This is a genomic window from Nocardioides sp. (assembly GCF_035703625.1).
Classification (GTDB): Bacteria; Actinomycetota; Actinomycetes; order Propionibacteriales; family Nocardioidaceae; genus Nocardioides.
Map to the genome: position 1 here is coordinate 24002 of NZ_DASSXS010000189.1, position 23671 is coordinate 47672.

21 protein-coding genes and 1 tRNA gene are annotated in these 23671 nt (G+C 72.7%); 11 read left to right on the top strand and 11 right to left on the bottom strand.

The features are described 5' to 3' along the window. Positions 1–5 precede the first annotated feature (5 nt). The 9 genes from betA to VFN12_RS09365 all read left to right on the top strand — a co-directional run bounded on the left by betA (position 6) and on the right by VFN12_RS09365 (position 9256). Positions 6–1772, top strand: a complete 1767-nt coding sequence (gene betA, locus VFN12_RS09325) for a choline dehydrogenase (RefSeq protein WP_325118369.1) — start codon at positions 6–8, stop codon at positions 1770–1772. Beyond that, a complete protein-coding gene (gene betT, locus VFN12_RS09330; protein WP_325118370.1) occupies positions 1769–3841 on the top strand; it encodes a choline BCCT transporter BetT in 2073 nt (690 codons plus the stop codon). Before betA ends, betT begins: the two co-directional genes overlap by 4 nt. 96 nt (positions 3842–3937) lie before the next feature. Continuing rightward, on the top strand, positions 3938–4324 hold the full coding sequence (gene aroH / locus VFN12_RS09335; protein WP_325118371.1) for a chorismate mutase: 387 nt from the start codon (positions 3938–3940) through the stop codon (positions 4322–4324). After that, positions 4317–5381, top strand: a complete 1065-nt coding sequence (locus tag VFN12_RS09340) for a prephenate dehydrogenase (RefSeq protein WP_325118372.1) — start codon at positions 4317–4319, stop codon at positions 5379–5381. The genes aroH and VFN12_RS09340 overlap by 8 nt, the downstream gene beginning before the upstream one ends. Before the next feature lie 10 nt (positions 5382–5391). Further along, on the top strand, positions 5392–6069 hold the full coding sequence (gene cmk, locus VFN12_RS09345; protein WP_325118373.1) for a (d)CMP kinase: 678 nt from the start codon (positions 5392–5394) through the stop codon (positions 6067–6069). Next, the gene (locus VFN12_RS09350) at positions 6066–6821 is read left to right on the top strand and encodes a lysophospholipid acyltransferase family protein (RefSeq protein ID WP_325118374.1); all 756 of its coding nucleotides are present in this window, start codon (positions 6066–6068) and stop codon (positions 6819–6821) included. Before cmk ends, VFN12_RS09350 begins: the two co-directional genes overlap by 4 nt. Then, positions 6818–8170 carry a ribosome biogenesis GTPase Der gene (gene der / locus VFN12_RS09355; protein ID WP_325118375.1) on the top strand — a complete coding sequence of 451 codons (1353 nt, stop codon included), beginning with the start codon at positions 6818–6820 and terminating at the stop codon, positions 8168–8170. Before VFN12_RS09350 ends, der begins: the two co-directional genes overlap by 4 nt. A gap of 10 nt (positions 8171–8180) precedes the next feature. Continuing rightward, positions 8181–9119, top strand: a complete 939-nt coding sequence (locus tag VFN12_RS09360) for a hypothetical protein (protein ID WP_325118376.1) — start codon at positions 8181–8183, stop codon at positions 9117–9119. A gap of 63 nt (positions 9120–9182) precedes the next feature. Further along, a tRNA-Pro gene (locus VFN12_RS09365) sits at positions 9183–9256 on the top strand. Between the two features lie 32 nt (positions 9257–9288). Here VFN12_RS09365 and VFN12_RS09370 read toward each other — a convergent pair. After that, positions 9289–9720: a site-specific integrase gene (locus tag VFN12_RS09370; RefSeq protein ID WP_325118377.1), complete on the bottom strand. Its 432-nt coding sequence runs from the start codon at positions 9718–9720 to the stop codon at positions 9289–9291. 136 nt (positions 9721–9856) lie between these two features. Between VFN12_RS09370 and VFN12_RS09375 the strand changes: the two genes are divergently transcribed. After that, the gene (locus VFN12_RS09375) at positions 9857–11155 is read left to right on the top strand and encodes a sigma-54-dependent transcriptional regulator (protein WP_325118378.1); all 1299 of its coding nucleotides are present in this window, start codon (positions 9857–9859) and stop codon (positions 11153–11155) included. Here VFN12_RS09375 and VFN12_RS09380 read toward each other — a convergent pair. The 10 genes from VFN12_RS09380 to VFN12_RS09425 form a co-directional block, all read right to left on the bottom strand. Next, positions 11152–11736 (bottom strand): hypothetical protein, encoded by a 585-nt coding sequence (locus VFN12_RS09380; RefSeq protein WP_325118379.1) that lies wholly within the window; start codon positions 11734–11736, stop codon positions 11152–11154. The two genes, VFN12_RS09375 and VFN12_RS09380, sit on opposite strands and share 4 nt — an antisense overlap. Continuing rightward, positions 11733–12851, bottom strand: a complete 1119-nt coding sequence (locus tag VFN12_RS09385) for an amidohydrolase (protein ID WP_325118380.1) — start codon at positions 12849–12851, stop codon at positions 11733–11735. Before VFN12_RS09385 ends, VFN12_RS09380 begins: the two co-directional genes overlap by 4 nt. Beyond that, the gene (locus VFN12_RS09390) at positions 12848–13645 is read right to left on the bottom strand and encodes an amidohydrolase family protein (protein WP_325118381.1); all 798 of its coding nucleotides are present in this window, start codon (positions 13643–13645) and stop codon (positions 12848–12850) included. Before VFN12_RS09390 ends, VFN12_RS09385 begins: the two co-directional genes overlap by 4 nt. 30 nt (positions 13646–13675) lie before the next feature. Next, positions 13676–15262: a hypothetical protein gene (locus VFN12_RS09395; protein ID WP_325118382.1), complete on the bottom strand. Its 1587-nt coding sequence runs from the start codon at positions 15260–15262 to the stop codon at positions 13676–13678. 12 nt (positions 15263–15274) lie between these two features. Then, the gene (locus VFN12_RS09400; protein ID WP_325118383.1) at positions 15275–16579 is read right to left on the bottom strand and encodes a hypothetical protein; all 1305 of its coding nucleotides are present in this window, start codon (positions 16577–16579) and stop codon (positions 15275–15277) included. 34 nt (positions 16580–16613) lie between these two features. Beyond that, entirely contained in the window at positions 16614–17498 is an 885-nt protein-coding gene (locus VFN12_RS09405; RefSeq protein ID WP_325118384.1) for a hypothetical protein, read from the bottom strand. A gap of 50 nt (positions 17499–17548) precedes the next feature. Next, the gene (locus VFN12_RS09410) at positions 17549–18199 is read right to left on the bottom strand and encodes a hypothetical protein (protein WP_325118385.1); all 651 of its coding nucleotides are present in this window, start codon (positions 18197–18199) and stop codon (positions 17549–17551) included. Between the two features lie 118 nt (positions 18200–18317). Next, positions 18318–19544, bottom strand: coding sequence for a hypothetical protein (locus VFN12_RS09415; protein ID WP_325118386.1), 1227 nt, complete (start codon positions 19542–19544; stop codon positions 18318–18320). A 295-nt stretch (positions 19545–19839) separates the two neighbouring features. Continuing rightward, on the bottom strand, positions 19840–20991 hold the full coding sequence (locus tag VFN12_RS09420; protein WP_325118387.1) for a YibE/F family protein: 1152 nt from the start codon (positions 20989–20991) through the stop codon (positions 19840–19842). Between the two features lie 585 nt (positions 20992–21576). Continuing rightward, positions 21577–21744 (bottom strand): hypothetical protein, encoded by a 168-nt coding sequence (locus VFN12_RS09425; RefSeq protein ID WP_325118389.1) that lies wholly within the window; start codon positions 21742–21744, stop codon positions 21577–21579. A gap of 67 nt (positions 21745–21811) precedes the next feature. On the opposite strand from VFN12_RS09425, the gene VFN12_RS09430 reads away from it, so the two are divergent. Then, positions 21812–23671, top strand: a 1860-nt coding sequence (locus VFN12_RS09430) for a phosphotransferase (RefSeq protein WP_325118391.1), incomplete at its 3' end; no start/stop codon positions are given.

Genomic DNA, 23671 nt, shown 5'->3' on the forward strand with positions numbered 1-23671 from the left:
CCCGCGTGAAGCACTACGACTTCGTGATCGTCGGCGGCGGCTCGGCCGGGTCCGCGCTCGGCAACCGGCTGTCGGCAGACCCGGGCACCTCGGTGCTGGTGCTCGAGGCCGGCCGCAGCGACACCATCCTGGACCCGTTCATCCACATGCCGGCGGCACTCCCGTACCCGATCGGCAACCGGCTCTACGACTGGAAGTACGAGTCGGATCCCGAGCCGCACATGGGCGGACGGCAGGTCTTCCACGCCCGCGGCAAGGTGCTCGGCGGCTCCAGCTCGATCAACGGGATGATCTTCCAGCGCGGCAACCCGATGGACCTCGAGCGCTGGGGTCGCGAGCCCGGCATGGAGGCCTGGGACTACGCCCACTGCCTGCCGTACTTCAAGCGGATGGAGACCTGCCTGGCGTCGGTCGACGCCTGGCGGGGCGGCTCCGGACCGCTGGTCCTCGAGCGGGGTCCGGCCACCTCGCCGCTGTTCGGCGCGTTCTTCGAGGCGGTGCAGCAGGCGGGCTACCCGCTGACCGACGACGTCAACGGCTACCGGCAGGAGGGCTTCGCGAAGTTCGACCGCAACGTCCACCGCGGTCGCCGCCTCTCCGCCGCCCGGGCCTACCTGCACCCCGTGATGCACCGCAAGAACCTCGACGTCGAGGTGCTGGCGTTCGTCACCGGCCTGCGGATGGAGGGAGAGCGGTGCACGGGCGTCGACTACGTGCGCGGTGGCCGGCTGCAGCGCTCGGTCACCGCCGGAGAGGTGATCCTCTGCGGCGGGGCGTTCAACAGCCCACAGCTGCTGCAGCTCGCGGGCATCGGGGACCCCGGCCACCTGACCACGGTCGGGGTCAGGCCGCGCGTCGAGCTCCCGGGCGTGGGCGCCAACCTGCAGGACCACCTCGAGGTCTACGTCCAGCACGCCTCCATCCAGCCGGTCTCGATCGCACCGTGGCTGGCCCACCGGCACAAGCCGCGCATCGGCGCGGAGTGGATGTTCGGCCGGCGCGGGGTGGGGGCGTCCAACCACTTCGAGGCCGGTGGCTTCATCCGCAGCAACGACGAGGTCGAGTGGCCGAACCTGATGTTCCACTTCCTGCCGATCGCGATCCGCTACGACGGCAGCAAGCCCGCCGAGACCGAGCACGGCATCCACGGCTACCAGGTCCACATCGGTCCGATGTACGCCGACACCCGTGGACACGTGCGGATCCGCTCACGGGATCCTCGCGAGCACCCGTCCATCCTCTTCAACTACCTCTCGACCGAGCGCGACCGCCAGGAGTGGATCGAGATGGTCCGTGCCGCGCGCACCATCCTGGAGCAGCCGGCCTTCGCCGCCTTCAGCGGCGGGGAGATCTCACCGGGCCCCTCCGTGTCGAGCGACCAGGAGATCCTCGACTGGGTTGCCCGGGACGCGGAGACCGCGCTCCACCCGTCCTGCACGGCCAGGATGGGCACCGGTGCGGACGCCGTCGTCGACCCGGCGACGATGCGGGTCCACGGCACCGAGGGGCTGCGCGTCGTCGACGCCTCGGTCTTCCCCTTCATCACCAACGGCAACATCTACGCGCCCGTCATGATGGTCGCCGAGAAGGCGGCCGACCTGATCGCCGGCAACACGCCCCTGCCCGCGCTCGAGGTGCCGTGGTACCGCCACGGCCGCGGTGATCCGGCGTACCCGCCGGGCGACCCGCGCAACGACGCGTGGGACGCCCGCCACGAGCTCCCGAGCGCCGCCGGCGCACGCTCCGCCCACCCGACAGGAGAGACCCGATGAGCACCGACACCCGTCCCGTGGACGAACCCGTCGAGCACACGCCGGCCAGGAAGAGCCGGTGGTCCGGGGCGCCGGCACGGTGGGAGGTGTTCCTGCCCTCCGTCCTGGCCGTCACCCTGCTGGCCGTCTGGGCGATCATCACGCCCACGCGCGCCGAGGCCGCCATCACCGCGGTGGTGACCCAGGTGACCACCGGGTTCGGCTGGTTCTACGTCGCACTGACGACCGTGGTCCTGGTCTTCGTGCTCTACCTCGGGTTCTCCCGTCACGGCCAGGTCCGGCTCGGTCCCGACCACTCGCGGCCCCAGTTCTCGACCTTCTCCTGGGCCTCGATGCTCTTCGCCGCGGGCATCGGCACCGACCTGATGTTCTACTCGGTGGTCGAGCCGATGAGCCAGTACATGGCGCCCCCGATCGGCGAGCCCGAGACGGTCGTGGCGGCCCGGGAGGCCACGGTCTGGACGCTGTTCCACTACGGCATCACCGGGTGGGCGCTGTACTCGCTGATGGGACTCGCCCTGGCCTACTTCGCCTACCGGGCGGAGCTGCCCCTGGCCGTGCGCTCGGTGCTCTACCCGATCTTCGGCAAGCGGGTCGAGGGCGGGCTGGGCCACGCGGTCGACACCGCGGCGGTGCTCGGCACGGTGTTCGGGATCGCCACCAGCCTGGGGATCGGCGTCGTGTTCCTCAACGTCGGGCTCAACATGCTCTTCGGGCTCCCGATGGGCCTGGCCACCCAGATCACGCTGGCCGTCCTCGCGGTGATCATGGCGGGACTCTCGGCGGTCAGCGGCGTCTACAAGGGCATCCGCATGCTGTCGATCCTCAGCGTGCTGCTGGCGATCGCCCTCGCCGCCTGGGTGCTGTTCACCGGCCGGACCACGTTCCTCCTCAACGCGGCCGTGATGAACGTCGGCGACTTCGTGCGTACCTTCCCGGGGAAGACGCTGGAGACCTTCGCCTTCGTCGACAACAAGGAGTGGATGGGGCTCTGGACCCTCTTCTTCTGGGCCTGGTGGATCGCCTGGGCCTGCTTCGTCGGCCAGTTCCTGGCCCGGATCTCGCGCGGTCGCACCATCCGGCAGTGCGTGCTCGGCGCGATGATCATCCCGTTCAGCTATATCGTCATGTGGATCTCGATCTTCGGGAATGCCGCGATCGACCGGGCGCGGTCCGGTGACGCCGACTTCGCCGCCGCCGCGCAGGAGTTCGACGGCCGCGGCTTCTTCCAGCTGCTGGAGGGCTACCCGCTCGCGGACGTCATGATCTTCATGTCGGTCGCCATCGGCCTGCTGATGTACGTCAGCTCGGCCGACTCCGGGGCCCTCGTGATGGGCAACCTCTGCTCACGGCTGCGCTCGACGCAGGAGGACGCCGCGCCGTGGATGCGGATCGTCTGGGCCTCGGTCACCGGCCTGCTGACCATCGCCATGCTCGCGGTGGGCGGGATCCTCGCGCTGCAGTACGCGACGATCATCTTCGCGGTGCCGTTCGCGATCGTGCTGGTGCTGGTGATGTGGGGCCTCTTCCGGGCCCTGCAGGTCGAGGCCAGACGGGTCGACTCGGGCCAGCACAGGGTGCCGACGATGCTCTCGGGACGCAGTCACCACGAGGGCCGCGAGGTGTGGCTGACCCGGCTCGCCCGCGCGGTCAACTTCGTCGACGCCGACGACGCCACCCGGCACCTCACCGACGTGGTCGAGCCGGCGCTGGGCGAGGTCGCGGCCGAGCTGAGCGCCCGTGGCGTCGCCGCCGAGGTCAGCACCGGCGACGGGGCGATCGGTCGGTGGGCCGAGCTGCGCACCACGGCCGAGGAGCACCCTTTCATCTACCGGGTCGAGGTCACCGAGTCGCCCGTGCCGACGTACGGCGGACGCCAGGTCGGCGACCGGGGCAGCTACGCCCGGCTGGAGGTGCACCTCGAGGGCGGCGGGCAGGACTACGACGTCATGGGGTTCACCGCTGGTCAGGTGATCCACGACTGCCTCGACCAGTACGAGCAGTACCTGGAGTTCCTGCGGCTCGGCTCGGCCTCCCGGTACGACGTCTGGGAGGAGCCCCAGGGATAGGGAGCGGACGCGGCGCGACACCACGTCGCTCAGGCTGTCCCCGTCGGCGACGTGGACAGCCTGAGCCCGTCGACTCATTCTCGCTAGCCTGAGCGCATGTCGGTGCGGGCGGTGCGGGGAGCGACCCAGCTGGAGCGGGACGACCGCGACCACATGCTCGACCGGGTCGCGGAGATGGTCCTCGACGTCATGGAGTCCAACGCGCTCGAGGTCGACGACTTCATCTCGGTCATCTTCACCGCGACCTCCGACCTGGTGGCGGAGTTCCCGGCGTACGCGGCGCGTCAGCTCGGCTTCGGCGACGTGCCACTGATCTGCGCCCGCGAGCTGGAGATCGAGGGGTCGATGCCCCGGGTCGTCCGCATGCTCGCCCACGTCGAGTCCGAGCTGCCCAAGGCCGAGGTCACCCACTGCTACCTGCACGGCGCGGCCGCGCTGCGCAAGGACCTCACCCACACCCGGGAGGTACCCGACGGTGGTTGAGCTGCTCACCGGGCCGGTGGAGGTGGTCGGCACCGGCATGCTCGGGACCTCCGTCGGCCTGGCCTGCCGCCGGGTCGGCCTCGAGGTGCTCCTGACCGACCTGTCGGAGGAGCACGTGCGCACCGCGTCGGGACTCGGCGCCGGTCGTCCGCGGCGGCCCGGGGACCGGCCCCAGCTGGTGGTGGTCGCCGTGCCCCCCGACCACCTCGGCGCGGCCATCCTCGACGCGCTGGAGACTTCCGGCGCGACGGTCACCGACGTCGGCAGCGTCAAGACCGAGCCGCTCCGGGTCGCTGCCGCCTCACCCGTCCTGGAGCGGTACGTCGGCGGCCACCCCATGGCCGGAAGCGAGCGGTCGGGACCGCTGGCGGCCAGCGCCGCCCTCTTCGACGGACGGCCGTGGGCGGTGACCCCGCACGACACGTCCGATCCGGGCGGCGTGCGGCTGGTCGAGGAGCTCGCCGCGGCCTGTGGGGGAGTGGCGGTCCGGATGACCCCCGAGGAGCACGACCACGCCGTCGCCCGCACCTCCCACCTCCCGCACCTGCTGGCGGTGCTCACCGCCGCGCGCCTCGCCGGGGCGCCGGAGGAGCACCTGGCCCTGTCCGGCCAGGGCGTGCGCGACGTCACCCGCGTGGCCGGGAGCGACCCGGCCATGTGGCAGCAGATCGTGGCCCTGAACGCCGACGCCCTGCGCGGGCTCCTCGCCGAGGTGCGCGAGGAGCTCGACGCGCTCCAGGACGCCGTGATCGGCGGCGACCGCAACGCCCTCGGCGCCCTGCTGGCCAGGGGAGTGGCCGGAACCCGCGCGATCCCCGGCAAGCACGGCGCCCCGCTGACGCCGACCAGGTCCGTGTTCGTGTCCGTTCCCGACCATCCCGGCGAGCTGGCGCGGCTCTTCGCCGATGCCGGCGCCAGCGACGTCAACATCGAGGACGTCCACATCGACCACGATCCCGGCCGCCCGGTCGGGCTGGTGGAGCTGGTCGTCGAGGAGGGGCGCGCGGAGCATCTGCTGGGCTCTCTCGAATCCCGTGGATGGGTGACCCACAGGTAGGCTGCCCGCCGTGCAGACCATCTCGGACGACATCGTCGTCGCCATCGACGGCCCCTCTGGATCGGGCAAGTCGAGTACGTCGCGTGGCGTGGCGGCCAGGCTCGGCCTGCGCTACCTCGACACCGGCGCGATGTACCGCGCCATGACGTGGTGGATGCTGCGGGAGGGAGTCGACGTACACGACCCGGAGGCGGTCGCCGCCCGCGTCGGCGAGCCCGAGATCCTCTCCGGCACCGACCCGCTGGGGCCGTCCATCGTCGTGGAGGGCGTGGACGTCGGTCTGGCCATCCGCTCGGCGGACGTCAACGCCGCTGTCTCGCCGGTCAGCGCCGTGCCGCAGGTTCGGGCGCGCCTGCTCGAGCTGCAGCGTGACACGATCGGCGCCGGCGGCATCGTCGTCGAGGGACGTGACATCGGCTCCGTGGTGGCGCCGTTCGCGCAGGTCAAGGTCTACCTCACCGCCGACCCGGCGGCCCGTGCCCAGCGGCGGGCGGCGGAGGAGGGCGGCTCCGACGTCGACGCCACCCGGGAGTCCCTGCTCGCGCGCGACTCCATCGACGCCAGCCGCGACGCCTCGCCCCTGACCATGGCCGAGGGGGCCGTCCACCTCGACACGACGGCCTACACCCTCGACGAGGTGATCGACCAGGTGGTGGCTCTCGTCGAGGCCGTGGAGACGACGGCGTGACCGCGACCCGCCACACCGACTGGCCCCGGAGCGACCGGATCCGGCATCCGCGCCGGGCGATGATGATCGTGCTCCGGCCGCTGGCGCGGGCTGTGCTCCGCAGACGCCTCTCGATCCGGGTGCACGGCCGGGAGCACGTCCCCGCCGGGCCGGTGATCTTCGCCGGCAACCACACGGGCGTCATGGACGGCCCGCTGATGGTGATCTTCGCGCCCCAGCCGGTCCACGCCCTGACCAAGGTCGAGATGTTCAGCGGCCGCCTCGGGCGGCTGCTGCGCGGCGCCGGGCAGCTGCCCCTCGACCGCTTCCACACCGACCCCAACGCCGTGAAGACCTGCGTGCGTGTCCTGCGCGACGGCCACGCGGTCGGCATCTTCCCGGAGGGGCGCCGGGGCCCCGGGGACCTCGAACGCTTCCACCGCGGCGCGGCGTACTTCTCCCTGGTGACCGGCGCACCGGTGGTCCCGGTGATCTTCCTCGGCACGCGCGAGCCGGGCGGGCACACCGACTCGGTTCCGCCGAGGGGCAGCACGGTGGACATCTGGTTCGGCCGTCCGCTCGCGGTCGACCCCCTGCCGTGGCCCCGCTCCCGTGCCCGGGTCGAGGAGGTCTCGATCAGGCTCCGCGAGCACCTGGTGGCCACCCTCGAGGAGGCCCTGGCCACGACCGGGCAGCAGCTGCCGGGGCCCCTGCCCCGGGCCGAGGTCGAGCCCGACCCGGCCACCGGCGTCATCGAGCGGGACGCCTCGTGAGCGACTCGAGCCCCAGCCCGGCCGTGCCGCCGGGCCCGGTCCCCGTCCTGGCGGTCGTGGGCCGTCCGAACGTGGGCAAGTCGACCCTGGTCAACAGGTTCCTGGGCCGTCGCGAGGCCGTGGTCGAGGACGTCCCGGGCGTCACCCGCGACCGGGTGTCGTACGACGCCAACTGGAACGGGCGCGCGTTCACCGTCGTGGACACCGGCGGCTGGGACCCCGATGCCCGCGGGCTGGCCGAGCGGATCGCGGGCCAGGCCGAGATCGCCGCGAGCCTGGCCGATGCCGTGCTCTTCGTCGTGGACGCGACGGTCGGCATCACCGACGCCGACGAGGCCGTGGTGAGGATCCTGCGCCGGTCGGGCAAGCCGGTCGTCCTGGCCGCCAACAAGGTCGACGACCTGCGCACCGAGACCGAGGCCCACGCGCTGTGGAACCTCGGGCTGGGCGAGCCCTTCCCGGTCTCCGCCCTGCACGGACGGGGCTCGGGCGACCTCCTGGACGCCGTGCTGGCCGCGCTGCCGGACACGCCTCCCGAACGGCTGGGGGAGGTCGGTGGCCCGCGTCGGGTCGCGATCGTGGGGAAGCCCAACGTCGGCAAGTCCTCGCTGCTCAACAAGCTGGCGGGGGCCGAGCGCGTCGTCGTCGACGAGGTCGCCGGGACCACCGTCGACCCCGTCGACGAGCTGATCGAGCTCGGCGGGCGGACCTGGCGGTTCATCGACACGGCCGGGATCCGCAAGCGGGTCAAGGAGGCCTCCGGCCACGAGTACTACGCGTCGCTGCGGACCTCGACCGCGATCGACCGGGCCGAGGTGGCCGTGCTGGTCCTCGACGCCGACCAGTCGATCTCCGAGCAGGACGTCCGGATCCTCCAGACGGTGCGCGAGGCCGGGCGAGCGCTGGTCGTGGCGTTCAACAAGTGGGACCTCGTCGACGAGGAGCGCCGCCACTACCTCGAGCGCGAGGTGGAACGCGAGCTGGTGCAGGTCCAGTGGGCGCCGCGGATCAACGTCACCGCCCGCACCGGGTGGCACGTCGACCGGCTGGTGCCGGCGCTCGACAAGGCACTGGAGGGCTGGGAGACCCGGATCACGACGGGAGCGCTCAACGCCTTCCTCGGCCGACTGGTGGCCGAGCACCCCCACCCGGTCCGCGGCGGCAAGCAGCCGAAGATCATGTTCGGAACCCAGTCCTCGGTCGCCCCGCCGACGTTCATCCTGTTCACCAGCGGCAAGCTGGACGCGGGGTACCTCCGGTTCCTCGAACGTCGTCTGCGTGAGGACTTCGGGTTCGTCGGCACGCCGATCGTGCTGCAGCAGCGACCTCGGGAGCGGCGCAAGCGTTAGGTTGGCGGCCATGCGGTTCTCGGTCGCACTGGTCCTGGCGCTCACGCTCTGCCTTCCCTCGGGAGCCGCCGCGAGACCCATCGCGGGCACGACCTGCCAGACCTTCCCGGTCGACAACTACTGGCGCGCCGACATCCGGGACCTTCCGGTCCATGCCCGCAGCGACCAGTGGCTCTCGCACATGTCGCCCGGCAGCGACCTGCACCCCGACTTCGGCCCCAACGCGGGCGGCACCGACTACGGCATCCCGATCACCGTCGTCCCGCACGATCACCGGAGGGTGCGGGTGCGGTTCACCTACGCCGACGAGAGCGACCACGTGAGGTACCCGCTCGGCAGGGACACCAGGATCGAGGGTGGACGGAGCTCCAGCGGCGACCGGCACGCGATCATCGTCGACCGCGGGTCCTGCCGGCTCTTCGAGACCTACGCCACCCGCCGGCGCGACGGCCGGTGGTACGCCGGCTCCGGCGCCACCTGGTCGCTGCGCGGCAACGACCTGCGTCCGGACGGGTGGACCTCCGCCGACGCCGCCGGACTCCCCATCCTGCCCGGGCTGCTGCGCTGGAACGAGGTGCGGGACCGGAAGGTCAACCACGCGATCCGGTTCACCACCGACATCACCCGCCGGGCCCACGTGTGGCCGGCCCGCCACGACGCCGGGTCGCAGGACGGGGCGTCGTACCCGCCGATGGGGGCGAGGTTCCGCCTGCGCCAGGGTTTCTCGGCCGAGGGGTACGGCGCCGCGGCACGCGCGGTGATCCGGGCGATGAAGCGCTACGGCCTGGTGCTGGCCGACAACGGGTCCCCGTGGTTCTTCCAGGGGGAGCGGAACCCGAACTGGCCCGACCGGCTGATCGCCGAGCTCAAGACCATCCCGGCGTCGGCATTCGTCGCGGTCGACACCTCCCGCATGAAGGTCTCGGGGGACAGCGCCGAGGTGCGGTGATCCCGATACGGCCTCGTCCGGCCGGCTGCGATAGTGTGCACGCGGCCTTCCACGGAAGGCATTCGGGCTGTGGCGCAGCTTGGTAGCGCACTTGACTGGGGGTCAAGGGGTCGCAGGTTCAAATCCTGTCAGCCCGACCGAAAACCAGCCTCTGACCTGCGGAAGTAGGTCAGGGGCCGTCTTCATCTGGAACCACATGGGCCTGTTCCCCACCTGCTCCCGAAGTACTCGGGCCGCCCGCCGGATCCGGCTCGGCCATCTCATCAAGCACGTGCGCGCCGTCGGCGGCAGTGGCCGGCCTGGAGAGGTAGAACTCGCGGGTGATGGCGGGGTAGGACTGGCCGAGCTGCTGAGAGGCGGTCTCGGCGTCGACGCGCTCCCAGATCAAGGTCGCCACCATCTTGCGGAAGGTGTGCGGCGTGACCCAGTCCAGCCCGCTGTCTTTGCGGATCTGGCGCCGACGGCGCTCGACGTTGTTGACCTGTTGCCAAGTGCCGTTGCGGGTCGGAACACCGCGTCGGCAGGCGCGGTGCAGCTCGGATCCTGGCTGATCCGACCGCGCGGGCACAAATCGGGCACAAATGGCGTGGACTCGGGCCACCGGACGTCCGGAAGACCCACCAATAACCACCAACAACCGCCCGTCCGGGCTATTAGGACCGGGCCGGTCGCCCTGAGAGGATCGGGTCGCTGCGTCGGGAGCTGCAGCATAGGACCACAACCGAATCGGGACGGCAGTGGCGAGTGTTGTCGGGTGCTCGGGCGGAGTCGAGGCGGACCTCCTGCGCCAGGCCCTCGACACCCGCGGGTTCGGCGAGCACGACGACCACTACAGGGTCGTCCTGGCTAACGGCGACGAGGGCACGGCGGTCCTGGACGGCGATCGGACGCTGGTCGTGTCCGTGGGCCGCGGCCCGAGGCAGTACACGGCGTGGACGCTGCTCGCGCAGGGAGCCGATGACGTCGTCAGCTGGACGGGCGAGGACACCGTCGCCGAGGTCGTCGCCCGGCTCGAGCGATGGCGGACCGTGGACCGGCTACTGGCCGAGCCGCGCGTGAGCTCGGTGATGCTGGGCGGCTCGCCGGTCCTGCACCGTGCGCTCGTGGACCTGGTGGAGCTCGCGGTCTTCGGGACCGGCCCGATCCTCATCGTCGGCGAGACCGGGACCGGCAAGGAGGTGGCCGCCCGGCTGGTCCATGCGGTCGCCGGGCGGGAGGGCGACCCCCTGGTCGTCGTCGACTGCACGACGATCGTGCCGTCACTGTCGGGCAGCGAGCTCTTCGGCCACGAGAAGGGCGCCTTCACCGGGGCCGACCGGGCCCGCGCCGGCGCCTTCGCCGCGGCCGACGGCGGGACGCTATTCCTCGACGAGATCGGCGAGCTCCCGTCCGGCCTCCAGGCCGAGCTCCTCCGCGTGGTCCAGGAGGGCACCTACAAGCGGGTCGGCGGCGACGCGTGGTCGCGCACCCGGTTCCGCCTCGTCAGCGCGACCAACCGGGACCTCGAGGCTGAGCAGCGCGAGGGACGGTTCCGCAGCGACCTCTACCACCGGATCGCATCCGGCGTGGTCCGGTTGCCGCCGCTGCGGCAGCGCGACGAGGACCTGGAGCCGCTCTTCCGCCACTTCGTCGCCGAGGCGTCGGGCCGCGACGTGGACGTCGCGCCACCGGTGCTCCAGCTGCTCCACGAGCGGTCGTTCCCCGGCAACGTCCGCGAGCTCCGCCAGCTGGCGTACGCCGTCGCAGCGCGGCACACCGGTCCGGGCGCCGTCACCCCGGGCGACGTGCCACCGCGCTACCGGCCCGATCCCGCCCACGACCCGCCCGCGGTCCCTGCGCGCCAGGCCGTGGAGCGGGCGATCCGGGCCTGCCTGGCGGCCGGGCTCACCCTCCCCGACGTGAAGACCCTGGTCGGCGACGTCGCCGTCGAGGCCGCCCTGGCCGACTGCAGGGGCAGTGTCCGCGAGGCGGCCGCCCTGCTCGGCGTCACCGACCGCGCGATCCAGCTCCGCCGGCGCGCCACGCGCAATGCCTAGATCTCCGCCTCGAGCTCGGCTGCCAGCTCGCGCAGGAACGCCACCAGCTCGCGCTGCTTGATATCCGCACCGGTCTGTTGGGCCGACGTCTTGGCCTCGAGGCGGAAACCGGTCTTGCCCTGCGTGAGCCGCATCCAGGCGGCGTACCTCCGGCGGATCGGATCCTCCAGCGCGTTGCCCAGCATCGTGGGGCACTGGTAGACCGCGATCCGGTCGACGGCCCGAGGGACGTGCAACGGCTTGGCGCTCATCTTCAGGAAGTCCGGCTTCCGCGACCCGAAGACCGTCTGGTCGACCGTGCGCGGGTCGGAGACGTAGGTGTCGTAGCGGCTCGGGTCGCCGTCGACCTGCCGGTAGGTCACCAGGTGGTAGCGGAACGTCCGCGGATCCCTGCCGCTCTTGCGGATGGCGCTCGCCCGGCTCTTCAGCTGGGTGACCCCCGCGTTGATGCCACCGGGCGTGTGCGGCTTGATCTCCGCGATCACGTCGTGGAGTCGGAAGCCGCGCATCCGGGGGGCGAGCGTGGCGACGGGCGGGCTCCAGCTGCGCGCCCTCGTGGGCGGGGTGGTGCGTCGGCTCATAGGTGACCTCCTCGTGACGGAGCCCAGACGTCGAGGGCGACGCGGGCCAGGAGCCGGGCGCCGTCGAGCGCCCCTCGGTCGCCGGCGGGGGAGACCGCGGCCCGGGCGAACGCCCGCGAGTGCGGCGAGACGTCGCCGATCGACAGCTTCGGATGGGCGGTCGGCACGACGTGGCTGACGTTGCCCAGGTCGGTGCTGCCGGCCACCGTCAGGTCGTCAGGCCCGGGCGCGCGCGGCCGGCGGCCGAGGGCACGCAGGTGGCGCGCGGCGTACGTCGCCAGGGCCGGGTCGGTCCGCAGCTCGCGGTAGCGCGGGCCCTCCGGCGTGACCGTCACCGAGCAGCCCGTGGCCACGGCTCCGGCCCGGGCGGCCCGGTCGACGGCGGACGCCAGCGGGTCGAGGCCGGCCGTCGTGGCCGACCGGGTCATCACCCGCAGCTCGGCCAGGTCGGGGACGACGTTGGGTGCGACGCCTCCACGCGGGAGAACGGCGGTCAGCAGGTCACCGTGTGCCAGCCGGGACCGCGCCGCACCGAGCGCCTCGTAGGCCAGGACCGCGGCGTCGAGGGCGTTGCGCCCACTGGCCGCGGCCATCGCCGCGTGGGCGGCCCGCCCCCGGAAGACCACCCGGTACGCCGCCGCGGCGCGGAACACCGCACGCGCCCGGTCCTCCCGCCCGGGGTGGGCGAGCAGCGCCGCGGCCGCGCCGGCGAAGGCCCCCCGGCGCAGGAGCTCGACCTTGCCCCCGCCGCCCTCCTCGGCGGGCGTGCCGAGCACGACGACCCGGCCGCCCCGGCGCCGGGCCAGCGGGGCCAGCAGCGCACCCGCCCCGGCGGCCGCGGCCGCCACCACGTTGTGGCCGCAGGCGTGACCGAGGCCGGGCAGGGCGTCGTACTCGCAGCAGAGCACGACCAGCGGCCCGGTGTCGCCGGCCGTGGCCCGGAAGGCGGTCGGCAACCCGTGGGCGGGGTGCTCGACGCGCAGCCCGCGATCGGCGAGGAAGTGCGCCAGCCGAGTGCTGGACGCGTGCTCGCGCCAGGCGGTCTCGGGGTGGCGGTGCAGCGCGTGGGAGAGCGCGATCAGCGGGGCCCGCAGGTCGCGCAGCCCGCTGCTCATGCCGCCCTCCGGCGCCTGCGACGCGCCCGGGAGCGCGCCCGGAAGCGGGCCCGCGCCGGCCGGGTCAGGCGCAGCACGTTGCCGGCGAGGACCTGCGCCATCCCGTCCCGGTCCACGGGCAGGACCCGCGCCTTCGCGAGCTCGACCGCCGGGTGGAGGAAGGGGCCGTCGCTGCCGAAGAGCACCTTGCGGGGCCCGGCTCGACGCACGGCGTCCTCGAGCAGGTCGTAGTAGCGGACCCCCGAGGTGTCGGTGAAGAGGTTGGGCAGCCGGACCAGCTGGTCGACAAACGCGCACTGCGCCTTCCAGTCGTCGGCGAAGGAGGACAGGTGCGGCACGACCCAGGCCACGTCGGGGTAGGCGCGCACCACCATCTCGACGGTCGCGGTGTCGCCGGCCGGGTCGTAGAGCACCGGCAGCGACCACCGCCGCGCCGCCTCGGCGACCTCGCGGGTGATCCGCGCATCGTGGGCGTGGACCTTGATCCCGCAGAAGCCCTGGCGCACGGCCGCCGCGACCCGCTCGCCGACCCGGCCCGCCTCGGCCCGTGTGTTGACGAACACGTAGCCGAGGAGGCCGGGCCGGCTCGCGATGATCCGGGCGACGTCGGCGTTGGCCCGTGGGTAGTCCGAGGTCAGCGGCGCCATGATCACGGCGCCACGGATGCCGGCCGGCCGGGCGCGGCGCAGGTAGAGCGACAGCGGGGCCTCGGTGTCCCAGGGGCCACGGAGCCCGTCGCCGGTCCCGATGTGGACGTGAGCGTCCACGACGAGCTGCCGGTGCCCCGCGTCCACGTCACCCTCCCTGCGCCCGCCCGGCCCGGGTCAGGCCGGGGCCCGGCCGCCCGAGGCGCGCCGGGCCAGCAGGATCGCGGGCGGCTGGGCGTTGGGCTCGCGCGACAGGTCGACGCCGGTGGCGGTGCGGTACGCCGCGGCGTACTGCTGGATCGCCGAGCGGAACGCCTGGGCCCAGGTCGCCGCGTGGGTGCCGTTGACGCCGGTGTCGGCCCACGAGCCGAGCCGGATCGTCAGCACCAGCTGCTCGCCGATCACGGCCAGGTCGTTGAAGTGCATGATGCTGACGTCGGTCCAGCCCTGGATGCTCTTCATCGCGTCGACCCGGTCCATCCAGGGCTCCGGGTAGGGCGTCATCGGGCGCCCGCCGAGGAACTCCCGCATCTGCGGCTCGGCCAGGATGCTCTGCATCACGAGGAACTCCGCGCGGGCCGCGACCGCCATCTCGCCGTACTGGTTCTGGGTGCCCTGCGAGAGCACGATGTGGCAGTCGCGCAGCGCCCGGTAGAGCGGGAACGCGTCGGCCTGCACGGTGAGGTCGTCGAGCTCCTTGAAGTACCGGTGGGCCAGGAACAGCACCTGGTGGAAGGCCTCGAGGAAGCCGTGGCGACGCTCGACGACCGTGCTCGGCCGCGGGACGGCGCGTCCGATCAACGAGAGGCCGTACTCGTACTCGTACTCGACGGCCCGGCGACGGACGGTCATCCGGTGCACCTCGTCCTCGGCGTAGCCCCACAGCTTGTTGCGCAGCGGCATCAGCGGGGTCACGTCGAAGCGGTCGAGTGGGGCGCGGCCGCGGTTCCTGCGGTTTTGGAACCGGGCGAGGATCTCGAGGAGCGTCTGGACGAGGCCGCCCTGCTCCAGCCAGTAGTTGTAGAGCAGCTCGACGGCGGGGAGGTACGCCGTCTTGGCGTCCCGCGGCAGGCCGATCCGGGGGAACTGGGCGGCGGTCTCGTCGAGCTTGCCCTCCAGGTAGCCGGCAGGGACCAGGTCGTGGAACGAGTGGACGGTCGACCGGCCGACGTACTCGCGCGCCGCGTCGCGGATCGCGCGGTAGGGACCGTCGCCGAAGGCCGGCCAGGAGTTGGCCTTGTCGAAGGGGCCGCCCTCGTGCTGGCGCTTGCGCAGGTACTCGGAGAAGCCTTGGAAACTGACCGGCGACGAGCGCAGCGTCACGGCTTCGGGACCGCCGCGGACCAGCTCCACTCGGAAGGGCTCCCCGATGTCGGAGTCGTCGCCCTCGGTGGCGGACTGCTGGGGCTCCGACACGACGGAGAAGGCGTCCTCGTCGAGCAGGTCGAGCTTGCCGAACTGTCCGGAGTACGTCGTGTTCCGGAGGTTGGGGGCACCGTGGTAGAGCCGCACCCGGTAGTCACCCTGAGGGAAGTGACGTTCCATGGAACTGTCGGCCCAGAGCTCGTCCTTCTCGTCCGCGCCGACGGTGACGGAGAACTCTCCGCTCTCGCCGCGGTCCATGGTCCGGTGGACGACGGCCTTGCCGCGCGAGTCCACGACGACCCAGGTGAAGGTGTCGACGGCGCTCTCGACGCCGATCTCGAGGATCTGGTGGTCGGAGGCCACCAGCACCTCGTACTGGGGCCGGATCTGGTTGGACATGCTGACTCCTTCTCATGAGGCGCGCAGGAGCGCGCGCCGGCTGGTGGTGATCTGTTCGGAGGTGGCGAGGGTGCTGCGCAGCGCCCACGCCCGGAGCAGGGTGCCGATGAGCTCGCTCTCGGCCTCGGGGGTGATCCGGCCGGCCGCGCGAGCCTGCCCGACGACGGCGAAGACCAGGCTGGGACGCTGCCGGGCCATCAGGCCCAGGTCGCCGCGCCAGGCGGCGTGGAGGGACAGGAGTCGCTCCGGCGTCCGCTCCCGGACCGGGAACGCGTCACGCAGCGTGCGCCCACCCAGGGCGGGGGAGCGGTGCGCGAGCAGCACGCGGACGAACGCCGGGATGCCGGCCAGGAGTGCGCCGAACTCTCGCTGCCGCTCGGCCGGGAGGCCGGCCAGGGGGTAGAGGCCGGCCCAGGTCGCGCGGAGCCGGGCCCACTGCGGGTGCGGGTAGAGCGACTCACCGATGTGCGTGGACAGCACGAGCCGGACGAACGGGATGGGGTGCGGGTCGTCGCCGGAGGGCCGGAAGACGAAGAACCGCGGCAGGCTGACCACGGCGAGCAGCCCCTGGGTGGAGGAGATGCCGAGGGTGGCGACCGACCAGAGGTCGGCGACGATCTCGGAGATCCAGGACTCCCAGCTCTTCCAGACCGCCTGCTCCGCGGCGCCGGCCGGGCGCCGGGCCGCCAGGTCGCGGCGCAGGCTCTCGACCAGGCCGAGCAGGGCGGCCCCCTGGTGGCCGACCTCGTGGACCAGCGACGAGGCGATGCCGTGCCCGACCATCCGCTCCCGCGGGACCCGGATGATCGCCGCTGGGCTCAGGTCTCCGCCGGGCATCTTGGTCTTCGCCCGTCGGATCGCCGCCCCGGGGCCGCGGGCCAGGTAGCAGACCAGCGGCGGCGGGTCGGTGACCAGCGGGCTGAACCGCAGGGCGTCGGCGGCCAGCACGTCGAGCCCCGACAGCCAGGTGCCGGTGCGGTTCTCGCTGCGCTGGGTCACGACCTCGGTGAACATGTCGAACTGGCTGAGGATGGCGTTGAAGCGCATCCGGATCGCCACGAAGCGGCGCTGCTGCTCCGAGGGCGGGGCCTGGCGCCCCGGACCGCTCAGCCAGGCGAGGTAGTCGCGCACCTGGCGGCGCAGCAGCACCCGGCCGGAGTGGAGGAATCGCTCGATGTCGAGCGCGGCGCGCGGCGGCAGCGCCGCCGCCGGGACCATGGTCTCGTGCAGCGCCAGCGGCCGGAGCTGGTTGAGGCGGGCCAGCAGCCCCCGGGCCTCGGACTCGAGGAGGGAGGAGCTGGGCCGGCGCGGGTCCATCACGGTGTCCTTCGCTCGTCGCTCGCCGGGGTCCTCAGGCCCCGACCAGGACGATGCGCCCGCCGCGGCGGTACCACCGGCCCGCGGCGGCGCCGGTCTCGAACGACTCGTGCGACTCGTGCATCTCGTGCGCCTCGTGGCTCTCGGGCTCGTAGCCCTGGTCGCCGTCGAAGGGCTCGACGTCACCGTTGCCGGAGCCGCCGCAGGTGCAGGTCGACCGCGGACGGTAGGGCGCCGGGTCCCACACCGGGCGCTGGGTGGCCCAGCCCGGGCCGCGGCGGGAGCGCCACTGCGCGGAGCGCTGGCCGTACGCCGGTCGCAGCAGGGTGGGCGCGTAGCGACGGGCCGAGGCCACGGCCGCGCTCCGGGCGACGATGCGCGGCGGCACGCCGTACGGGGAACGCATGGCCGTGCGGACCGTGCCGTTGGCCCAGCGCACGTAGCGACGCGCGGCCTCGAGCTCGGCCTCGGCCTCGCCCATCGACTCGCGCTCCTCGGCCTCGAGGAGCTTGGCGGCCATGCTGCCGAGCTTGCCGCCGATCGCAGTCCCCAGGCCGGGGGCGACGAACGAGCCGAGCGCCGAGCCGACCATGGGGAGCGCGGTCTTGGCGACGTTGCGGAGGACGCCGCCGACGGCCTTGCCGAGCCCGGAGCGCATGAACGAGCCGGCGCCGCGGGCGACCCGCTTGACCAGGCTGCCGAGGAACTCCTCCAGCTCGGCCTCGTTGGTGATCTCGAGCAGCTCCTGGGCCAGCTCCATCTCGAGCGCCTCGTTGAGCTCGCCCTCGGACTCGAAGGACTCGTGGGACTCGAACGCCTCGTGGCTCTCGTGCAGCTCCGGCTGCTCGTAGGACTCGTAGGTCTCGTAGGCCTCGTTCAGCTCGGGCTGCTCGAACTCGAAGGCTTCGTGGATGCTCATCGGTGCTTCTCCTGTCGTGTGGGGTGGGGACGGGCTCGGTGGGGTGGGGGTCAGGCGCCGTAGACGACGATCCGGCGGCCCTGGCGCACCCAGCGGCCGCCGCGGCGGGAGCCGGTGGGCGGCAGGCTGGTGATCACGGGGACCAGCCCCGGCAGGTTGCGCCGGGCGGCGGTGACGACGGCTGCGGTGGCGGCCTGGTGGGGCGGGAGGCCACCGGTCCGGACGGCGATCCGGGCGGCGTCGCGGGCGGTGCGGACGAAGGCGCGGGCCACCTCCAGCTCGCGGTCCTCCTGGGAGAGGGCCTCGAGCTCGAACTGGCTGCCGAGCCACCGCCCGGCTCGGGTGCCGAACTGCCCGCCGACGTCGCCGCCGAGGGCGGAGCCGACGATGCCGCCGACCTGGGGCAGCACCTGGCGGGCGGCGTTCTTGAGGACGCCGCCGAGTGCGCGTCCGGTCGCCGAGCCGGCGAAGCTGCGCGCCGCCGAGGCCGCCGAGCGGACCAGGCTGCCGAGGAACTCCTCGAGCTCCTCCTCGCTGTTCACCTCCAGGAGCCGGGTCGCCATCTCCATCTCCAGCGCCTCGGCCTCGTGGCTGGCCTCGAATGCCTCGTACTGGTTGGCCTCGTGGATCTCGTAGGTCTCGTGGCCGATCTCGCCGGTCTCGGACTCGAGCTCGAACATGGCCCGGTCGATGTCGTGCATGGGGTCTCCCCTCTCGGACGAACAGGTCTCGTCCGAACCCATGCAAGTTCCGTGCCAACCCTGCCCCGCCTCGGCCCTGCCGGCGAGTGCGAACGCGCCTTCGCCTTTCCCGTCGACGTCAGGCGGGGTGCGAAGCGGCGTTCGCCCGGTACTTCGCGACGGTGCGGCGCGCGAGGGGTTTGCCGGTGCGGGCGAGGGCGGCCGAGACCTCGGCGTCACTGGCGCCCGGGTGGTCGCGCAGGGCCTGCTCGACCCGGCTGCGGGTGGAGGTCACCGCGCCGAAGAACGCCGCCAGCGGCACGACCCGGCCGTCGGGACAGCGGGCCACCTTCCCGGCGACCGCGCGGCCGACGGTGGAGGGGTGGACGTCGAGGGCGCTGGCGACCTCGCGCCGGCGCACCGGGCGGTGGGCCTCGGCGCCGTGGAGCACGAAGTCGCGCTGCCGGTCGGCGAGCACGTCGGCGACCCGCTGGAGCATCCGGTGGCGTGCGGTCACGGCGGCCAGCAGCCGGTCGGCGGCGTCGCGGTGAGGTGCGGCCCAGGCGCGGGCCTCGGGGCCGGGCGGCAGGTCGTCGGCGGCGCGCGCGAGTCCGAGCCCCGCGGCATCGGCGACGTGGGCGACGAGGGCGCCGTGACGGCGTACGAAGACGACGTCGGTGGGCGCGCTGCGCGGCGCGGGCGAGGTGAGGGCGACGAACGGACGAGTGCGTGCGCGCAGGAGGTCGACCGCCGCCAGCACCTCGGGCTCGGGGACGCCGAGGGCGTCCGCGACGTCGGCGTACCGCCCCTCGGCGACGGCCGGGAGCCAGTCGTCGACGAGGTGCGCGAGCGTCTCGGTCGCCTCGCCGTCGGCCACCAGGGCGTGGGCCTGCACCCGCACGCAGTCAGTCGGCGACGAGGCGGCGATGCCCGGGGGGCCGGCGGCGCGCAGCGCGGTGACGACCTCGGCGAGGACGTCAGCGGGGAGGTCGGGCGGGAGAGGGAGCAGGCCGTGGTCGTCCAGGGCCGCGACGACGAGGCGAGTCGGACCGTGGTGGGGCCGTGGGAGGTCGGGCAGGACGTCGGCGAGCAGGTCGGCGCGCCAGTCGGCGGGTGCCACGGGCTCGGACTCCCACGCGGGGGTGGCGCAGGCGGGGCAGCGCTCGGCGACGGTGGCCAGGCCGCAGGTCCGGCAGGTGCGCCAGGCGCGGCGCTCGAGGAACGGGTTCTCCGCGACCGCCCTGGCCACCGTGGCCTCGAGCTCCAGGGTGCCAGCCGGCAGAAGTGCGAGGTAGGACAGCAACCTGAGCCCCGGCCGCGCCGTGAGCCGGGGAGCCATCCCGAGGTTTGGGGCAAGCCCTTCCACGCCGACACGGTACCCCTGTCGGAGGTCGCGTGGGTCGCTCTTGCATCGCCTCATGCCGCGTAGCGCTCCCGGCGGGCGGCGGGTGTTCGTGGCCGACGGTAGCGGGGCGTCTCCGTCTGGTACCGCTCGTTCCTGGCCCTTCCAGCCCGACGCCGGACTGATGGCGGAGGCGCCGCTGGGTTCCAGCTGCACGCCCTGGTCGCGTTCGGGCTCGACATCGCCAGCTGCGAGGCGCGGGTTGTGCTCGTTGTCCTCGGCTGGGAGGACGCGGCTGTCCTCCGCTCGACGGATCCGATCATGCTGCCTTGCGAAACGTGAGCGCGGCGAGTCCCGTGGTCACTGGGACCGCTGCGATCAGTCCGAGCGTGGCCACGACGCTACGCACGATCTCTTGGGCAATGATCTGGTCGGTCACGACGCCACCGAGGGAGTCGTTGTTGGCGACGATGAGGATCAGCAGTGGCAGTGACGAGCCGGCGTAGGCAAGGATGATCGTGTTCACCACCGAGGCGATGTGGGAGCGCCCCACGCGGCTGCCGGCACGGTAGAGCTGCCCGACGCCGTACGCCGGGTTGGCCCGCGCCAACTCGGTCACGGTTGTGGCCTGGGTGACGGTGACGTCGTCGAGCACGCCGAGTGAGCCGATCACGATCCCGGCAAGCAGCAGGCCCTCCATGTTGACGGGGTGCGTCGTGCCGAGCGACGTGGTGATGTCGTCGGTGATGCCGCTGAGGTGCAGTGCGGAGACGGCGACCGCGGAGAGCACACCGGTGAGGGCGAGGCTGACCAGGGTAGCGATCACGGCCACCGTCGTGGAGAGTGCGAATCCATGGGTGAGGTACAGAACCGTCAGCGCGATCGCGGCAGATCCGACGATCGCCACGAGCAGCGGCGGCTCCCCGGCCAGGATCGCGGGCACCACGAAGAACAGCAACAGTGCGAACGTCGCTGCCAGGCCAGCCAGCGCGGTGACGCCGCGCCAGCGTCCGAAGGCAACAAGTGCCAAGACGAACGCTGCCACGAGGATCCACAGCTCGTTGCCGCGCTGGTGATCGACGATCGCGTATGCGTCGCCATCGGGGCTCGTGGTCTGAATCAGTACGACCTCATCGCCCTCGGCGATCTTGGGCGCACCCGGACCGTTGGGCAAGGGCGTCGTCACCTCCCGACCCTCGTCGGTTCCGGCGGTGACCCGCACCTGCGCTGTCCCGCACCCGTTGACGTCGTCCGGAAGATCCTCGGGGCAAGGCTGCTGATCGATGGCGGTGACTTGTCCGCTGACCTGATCGGCCGAGCCGGACTGCTCCGGGACGGTGATACCGTCCGCGGGCCACAGCCAGATCATCGCGGCCAGGGTGATGGCCGCGATCGGCGCAACCACCGCCACGGCGATCCGGCGCAGCTGCCCGCTCTCCGGCGCCGCGTGCCGCGGGTGATGTGCGCCCATGGCCGCGGTTCCTCACCAGATCGGAGACTCGTTGACTCGGCGTCGCGCCGAGCGCTGCCCACACGATGCTAGCGGCGCACCCGGTGGCGCTATTCGTTGACCGTGCGCCGCGGTCCCCGCGAGCCGCGTCTCTGCGGGGGGCCGTTGCCGAAGAGACGCGTCTCCTGGACCAATCGAGCGGCCCGCATTCCTGAATGGTTGCGTGAAGCGTTGGGGAGCGCGCCGCACTTGTGAGGACGTCCGCAAGGTCGGTCGCTGGTCGCCGAGGTCCCCGACAGTCCTCCTGGCGTCACCGCAGCCTCCGACCGGGACTCGAGGTTGGTCCCGGGCGTGCGTGGCCCGCGCCGCGCCATGATGGTCGCCCCCAGCAGTGGGCTCTGCGGTGGCCGCATCGGTCACGGCAGCGGGTGAGACGTCGACAACCGCCGTGGGCGCGACCGGCTTGGCACTGAGCCCACGCTCGTCGAGCAGGTCATGGGTCCGGCGTCGCAGGGTTCGCAGTGCCCGGCGCTGTGCTTGCGTCGTCAGGCCGGCTTCACGCGCCCACCAGGAGAGGACCCCAGTGTTCGACGGGGAGACCGCGGTTCACCCGCTGACCGAGGAGGAGCGTCCGGGTCGACCGCGCAGGAATGCCAGCGTCTCGTTGGCCAGCTCGTCGGGTCCACCCTCGGGAAGGTGGTGCTGCTCAACCCGCTTCGCACCAGAGCCTTCGGCTCCCGCGAGTCCCGGCTGGAGGATGTGGGAAGCGCTCACATCGAGTCCTCCTCCCAGCGCGACTTCATGACGAGGGTGGCTCTTCCGGCGGGGATACTGTCGTGGAATGAGTGCGCCGTTCTGGGGTGAGACTCCTCCCGCCACGCAGGTCTCGCCCGACGAGGCCGTCGCCCTTGTCCGCGACATCTTCGGGGTCGACGGTGCCGCTGAGCCGCTGGGCTCCAACCAGGAGACCAACCTGCGCGTGCGCAGCACAGATGGCAGCAGCTACGTGCTGAAGATCGCCAATCCGGCGTTCGGCGCGGACGTGCTCGACCTGCAGAACAAGGCGATGCAGCACGTCCACGGCGCGGGCACCGGCCTGGCGGTCCCCGTCCCGGTCCCGGCGCTGGACGGGACCGAGCTGGTCAGGGTGCCGATCCGCGGGACCGACCACCACGTGCGGCTGCTCACCTTCGTGGCCGGCGAGATGTTCTCGGACGCCGGATACATCGGCGACGAGGTGCTGGGCAGGTTCGGGGCGCTCGTCGCGCGCATGTCGGCAGCCCTGGCCACGTTCGACCACCCTGCTGCAGACCGGCCCCTGCAGTACGACAGCCGACACGCGGCACGCGTGGTGGAGCGACTGCTGGGCTCGGTGGCCGACGCCCGCCGGCGCGCGGACGCCTCGGAGCTCAGCGACCGGGCCTGGGCCACCCTCGCTCCGCTGGCCGGTGACCTGCGCATGCAGGTCGTTCATGCCGACCTGGCCGACTACAACGTGGTCGCCACGAGGGACGGGACGGGTCGGCTCACGCCGAGCGGTGTCATCGACTTCGGCGACGTCGTACGCAGCTGGCTGGTCGCCGACCTGGCCACGGCGATCAGCTCACTGCTCGCGCGGGAGGGACGGTCGCCGCTGATGGACGCGTGCGCGGTCGTCGCGGGCTTTCACTCGATCACGCCCCTGGCCGAGCCGGAGATCGCCGCGGTGTGGCCGCTGGTCGCGGCCCGGGCCAGCGTTCTGGCCACGAGCGTCGAGGACATTCTCGCGGCTGATCCGGACAATGACTACGCCCGCGAGGAGCAGCCCTACGACTGGCTGATCCTCGACCGCGCAGCGGCGGTGCCGTTCCCGCTGGCCGAGGTCGCGCTGCGGCACTCAGTCGGCATGGACGCAGGCGCGACGGCGGCCAGGGTCGCTGCGTGGCGGCCAGCCCGGCCCGTCGTGGAGGTGCCCGACAACACTCCACGGATCGACCTCTCGGTCACGACGACGCTGCTGCCCGCGGCCACCTGGACGGACCCGGCCGCGACGCGGACCGCGGTCGAGTCGGCACTGCTGGACGGCTACGGCGTCGCGGGTGGCGGGGCCAGGTTGCCGCTCGTCGTGCCGGACACTGCCCGGGAGGTGCGCAGCGTGCACCTGGGGTGCGACGCCTTCGCTCCCGGGGGCACGGTCGTCCGCGCGCCCGCGGACGGCCATGTCGCCGACGTGCGCAACGACGGTGTCGTGCTGCGCAGCGGGGTCGCGGACGTGATCCTGGCCGGGATACGGCCCTCGGTCGAGACCGGAGCCCAGGTGCGAGCGGGCGACGCCGTCGGCCAGGTCATCGGGGCCACCAGTGGGGCGGACGCCTTGCCCGCGGGCGTCCACGTGCAGCTGACGCCCGCCGGGGTGGCAGCGCCGGAACTGGCGGAGCCGTCTGTCGCGAGGGCCTGGCGGGCGCTGTCGCCGGACGCCGCGGCGCTCGTCGGCCTGCCCGGACTCGACGGGTCCACGCCCGAGGTGTCGACCGGCTCCGGCGACGAGCTCCTCGTTCGACGCGACGCCGTCGTGGCTCGCGTCCAGGAGCACTACTACGCGCGCCCACCCCGCATCGAACGTGGTTGGCGCCACCACTTGTTCGACACGTCGGGCAGGGCCTACCTCGACATGGTCAACAACGTCGCCGTCCTCGGGCACAGCCATCCTCGGGTCACCGCT

Bases quoted from the DNA above. Each gene is read 5' to 3' on its own strand.
- betT (WP_325118370.1), top strand. From the start codon at position 1,769: ATGAGCACCGACACCCGTCCCGTGGACGAACCCGTCGAGCACACGCCG.
- aroH (WP_325118371.1), top strand. From the start codon at position 3,938: ATGTCGGTGCGGGCGGTGCGGGGAGCGACCCAGCTGGAGCGGGACGAC.
- VFN12_RS09360 (WP_325118376.1), top strand. From the start codon at position 8,181: ATGCGGTTCTCGGTCGCACTGGTCCTGGCGCTCACGCTCTGCCTTCCC.
- VFN12_RS09380 (WP_325118379.1), bottom strand. From the start codon at position 11,736: ATGAGCCGACGCACCACCCCGCCCACGAGGGCGCGCAGCTGGAGCCCG.
- VFN12_RS09385 (WP_325118380.1), bottom strand. From the start codon at position 12,851: ATGAGCAGCGGGCTGCGCGACCTGCGGGCCCCGCTGATCGCGCTCTCC.
- VFN12_RS09395 (WP_325118382.1), bottom strand. From the start codon at position 15,262: ATGTCCAACCAGATCCGGCCCCAGTACGAGGTGCTGGTGGCCTCCGAC.
- VFN12_RS09400 (WP_325118383.1), bottom strand. From the start codon at position 16,579: ATGGACCCGCGCCGGCCCAGCTCCTCCCTCCTCGAGTCCGAGGCCCGG.
- VFN12_RS09405 (WP_325118384.1), bottom strand. From the start codon at position 17,498: ATGAGCATCCACGAAGCCTTCGAGTTCGAGCAGCCCGAGCTGAACGAG.
- VFN12_RS09410 (WP_325118385.1), bottom strand. From the start codon at position 18,199: ATGCACGACATCGACCGGGCCATGTTCGAGCTCGAGTCCGAGACCGGC.
- VFN12_RS09420 (WP_325118387.1), bottom strand. From the start codon at position 20,991: ATGGGCGCACATCACCCGCGGCACGCGGCGCCGGAGAGCGGGCAGCTG.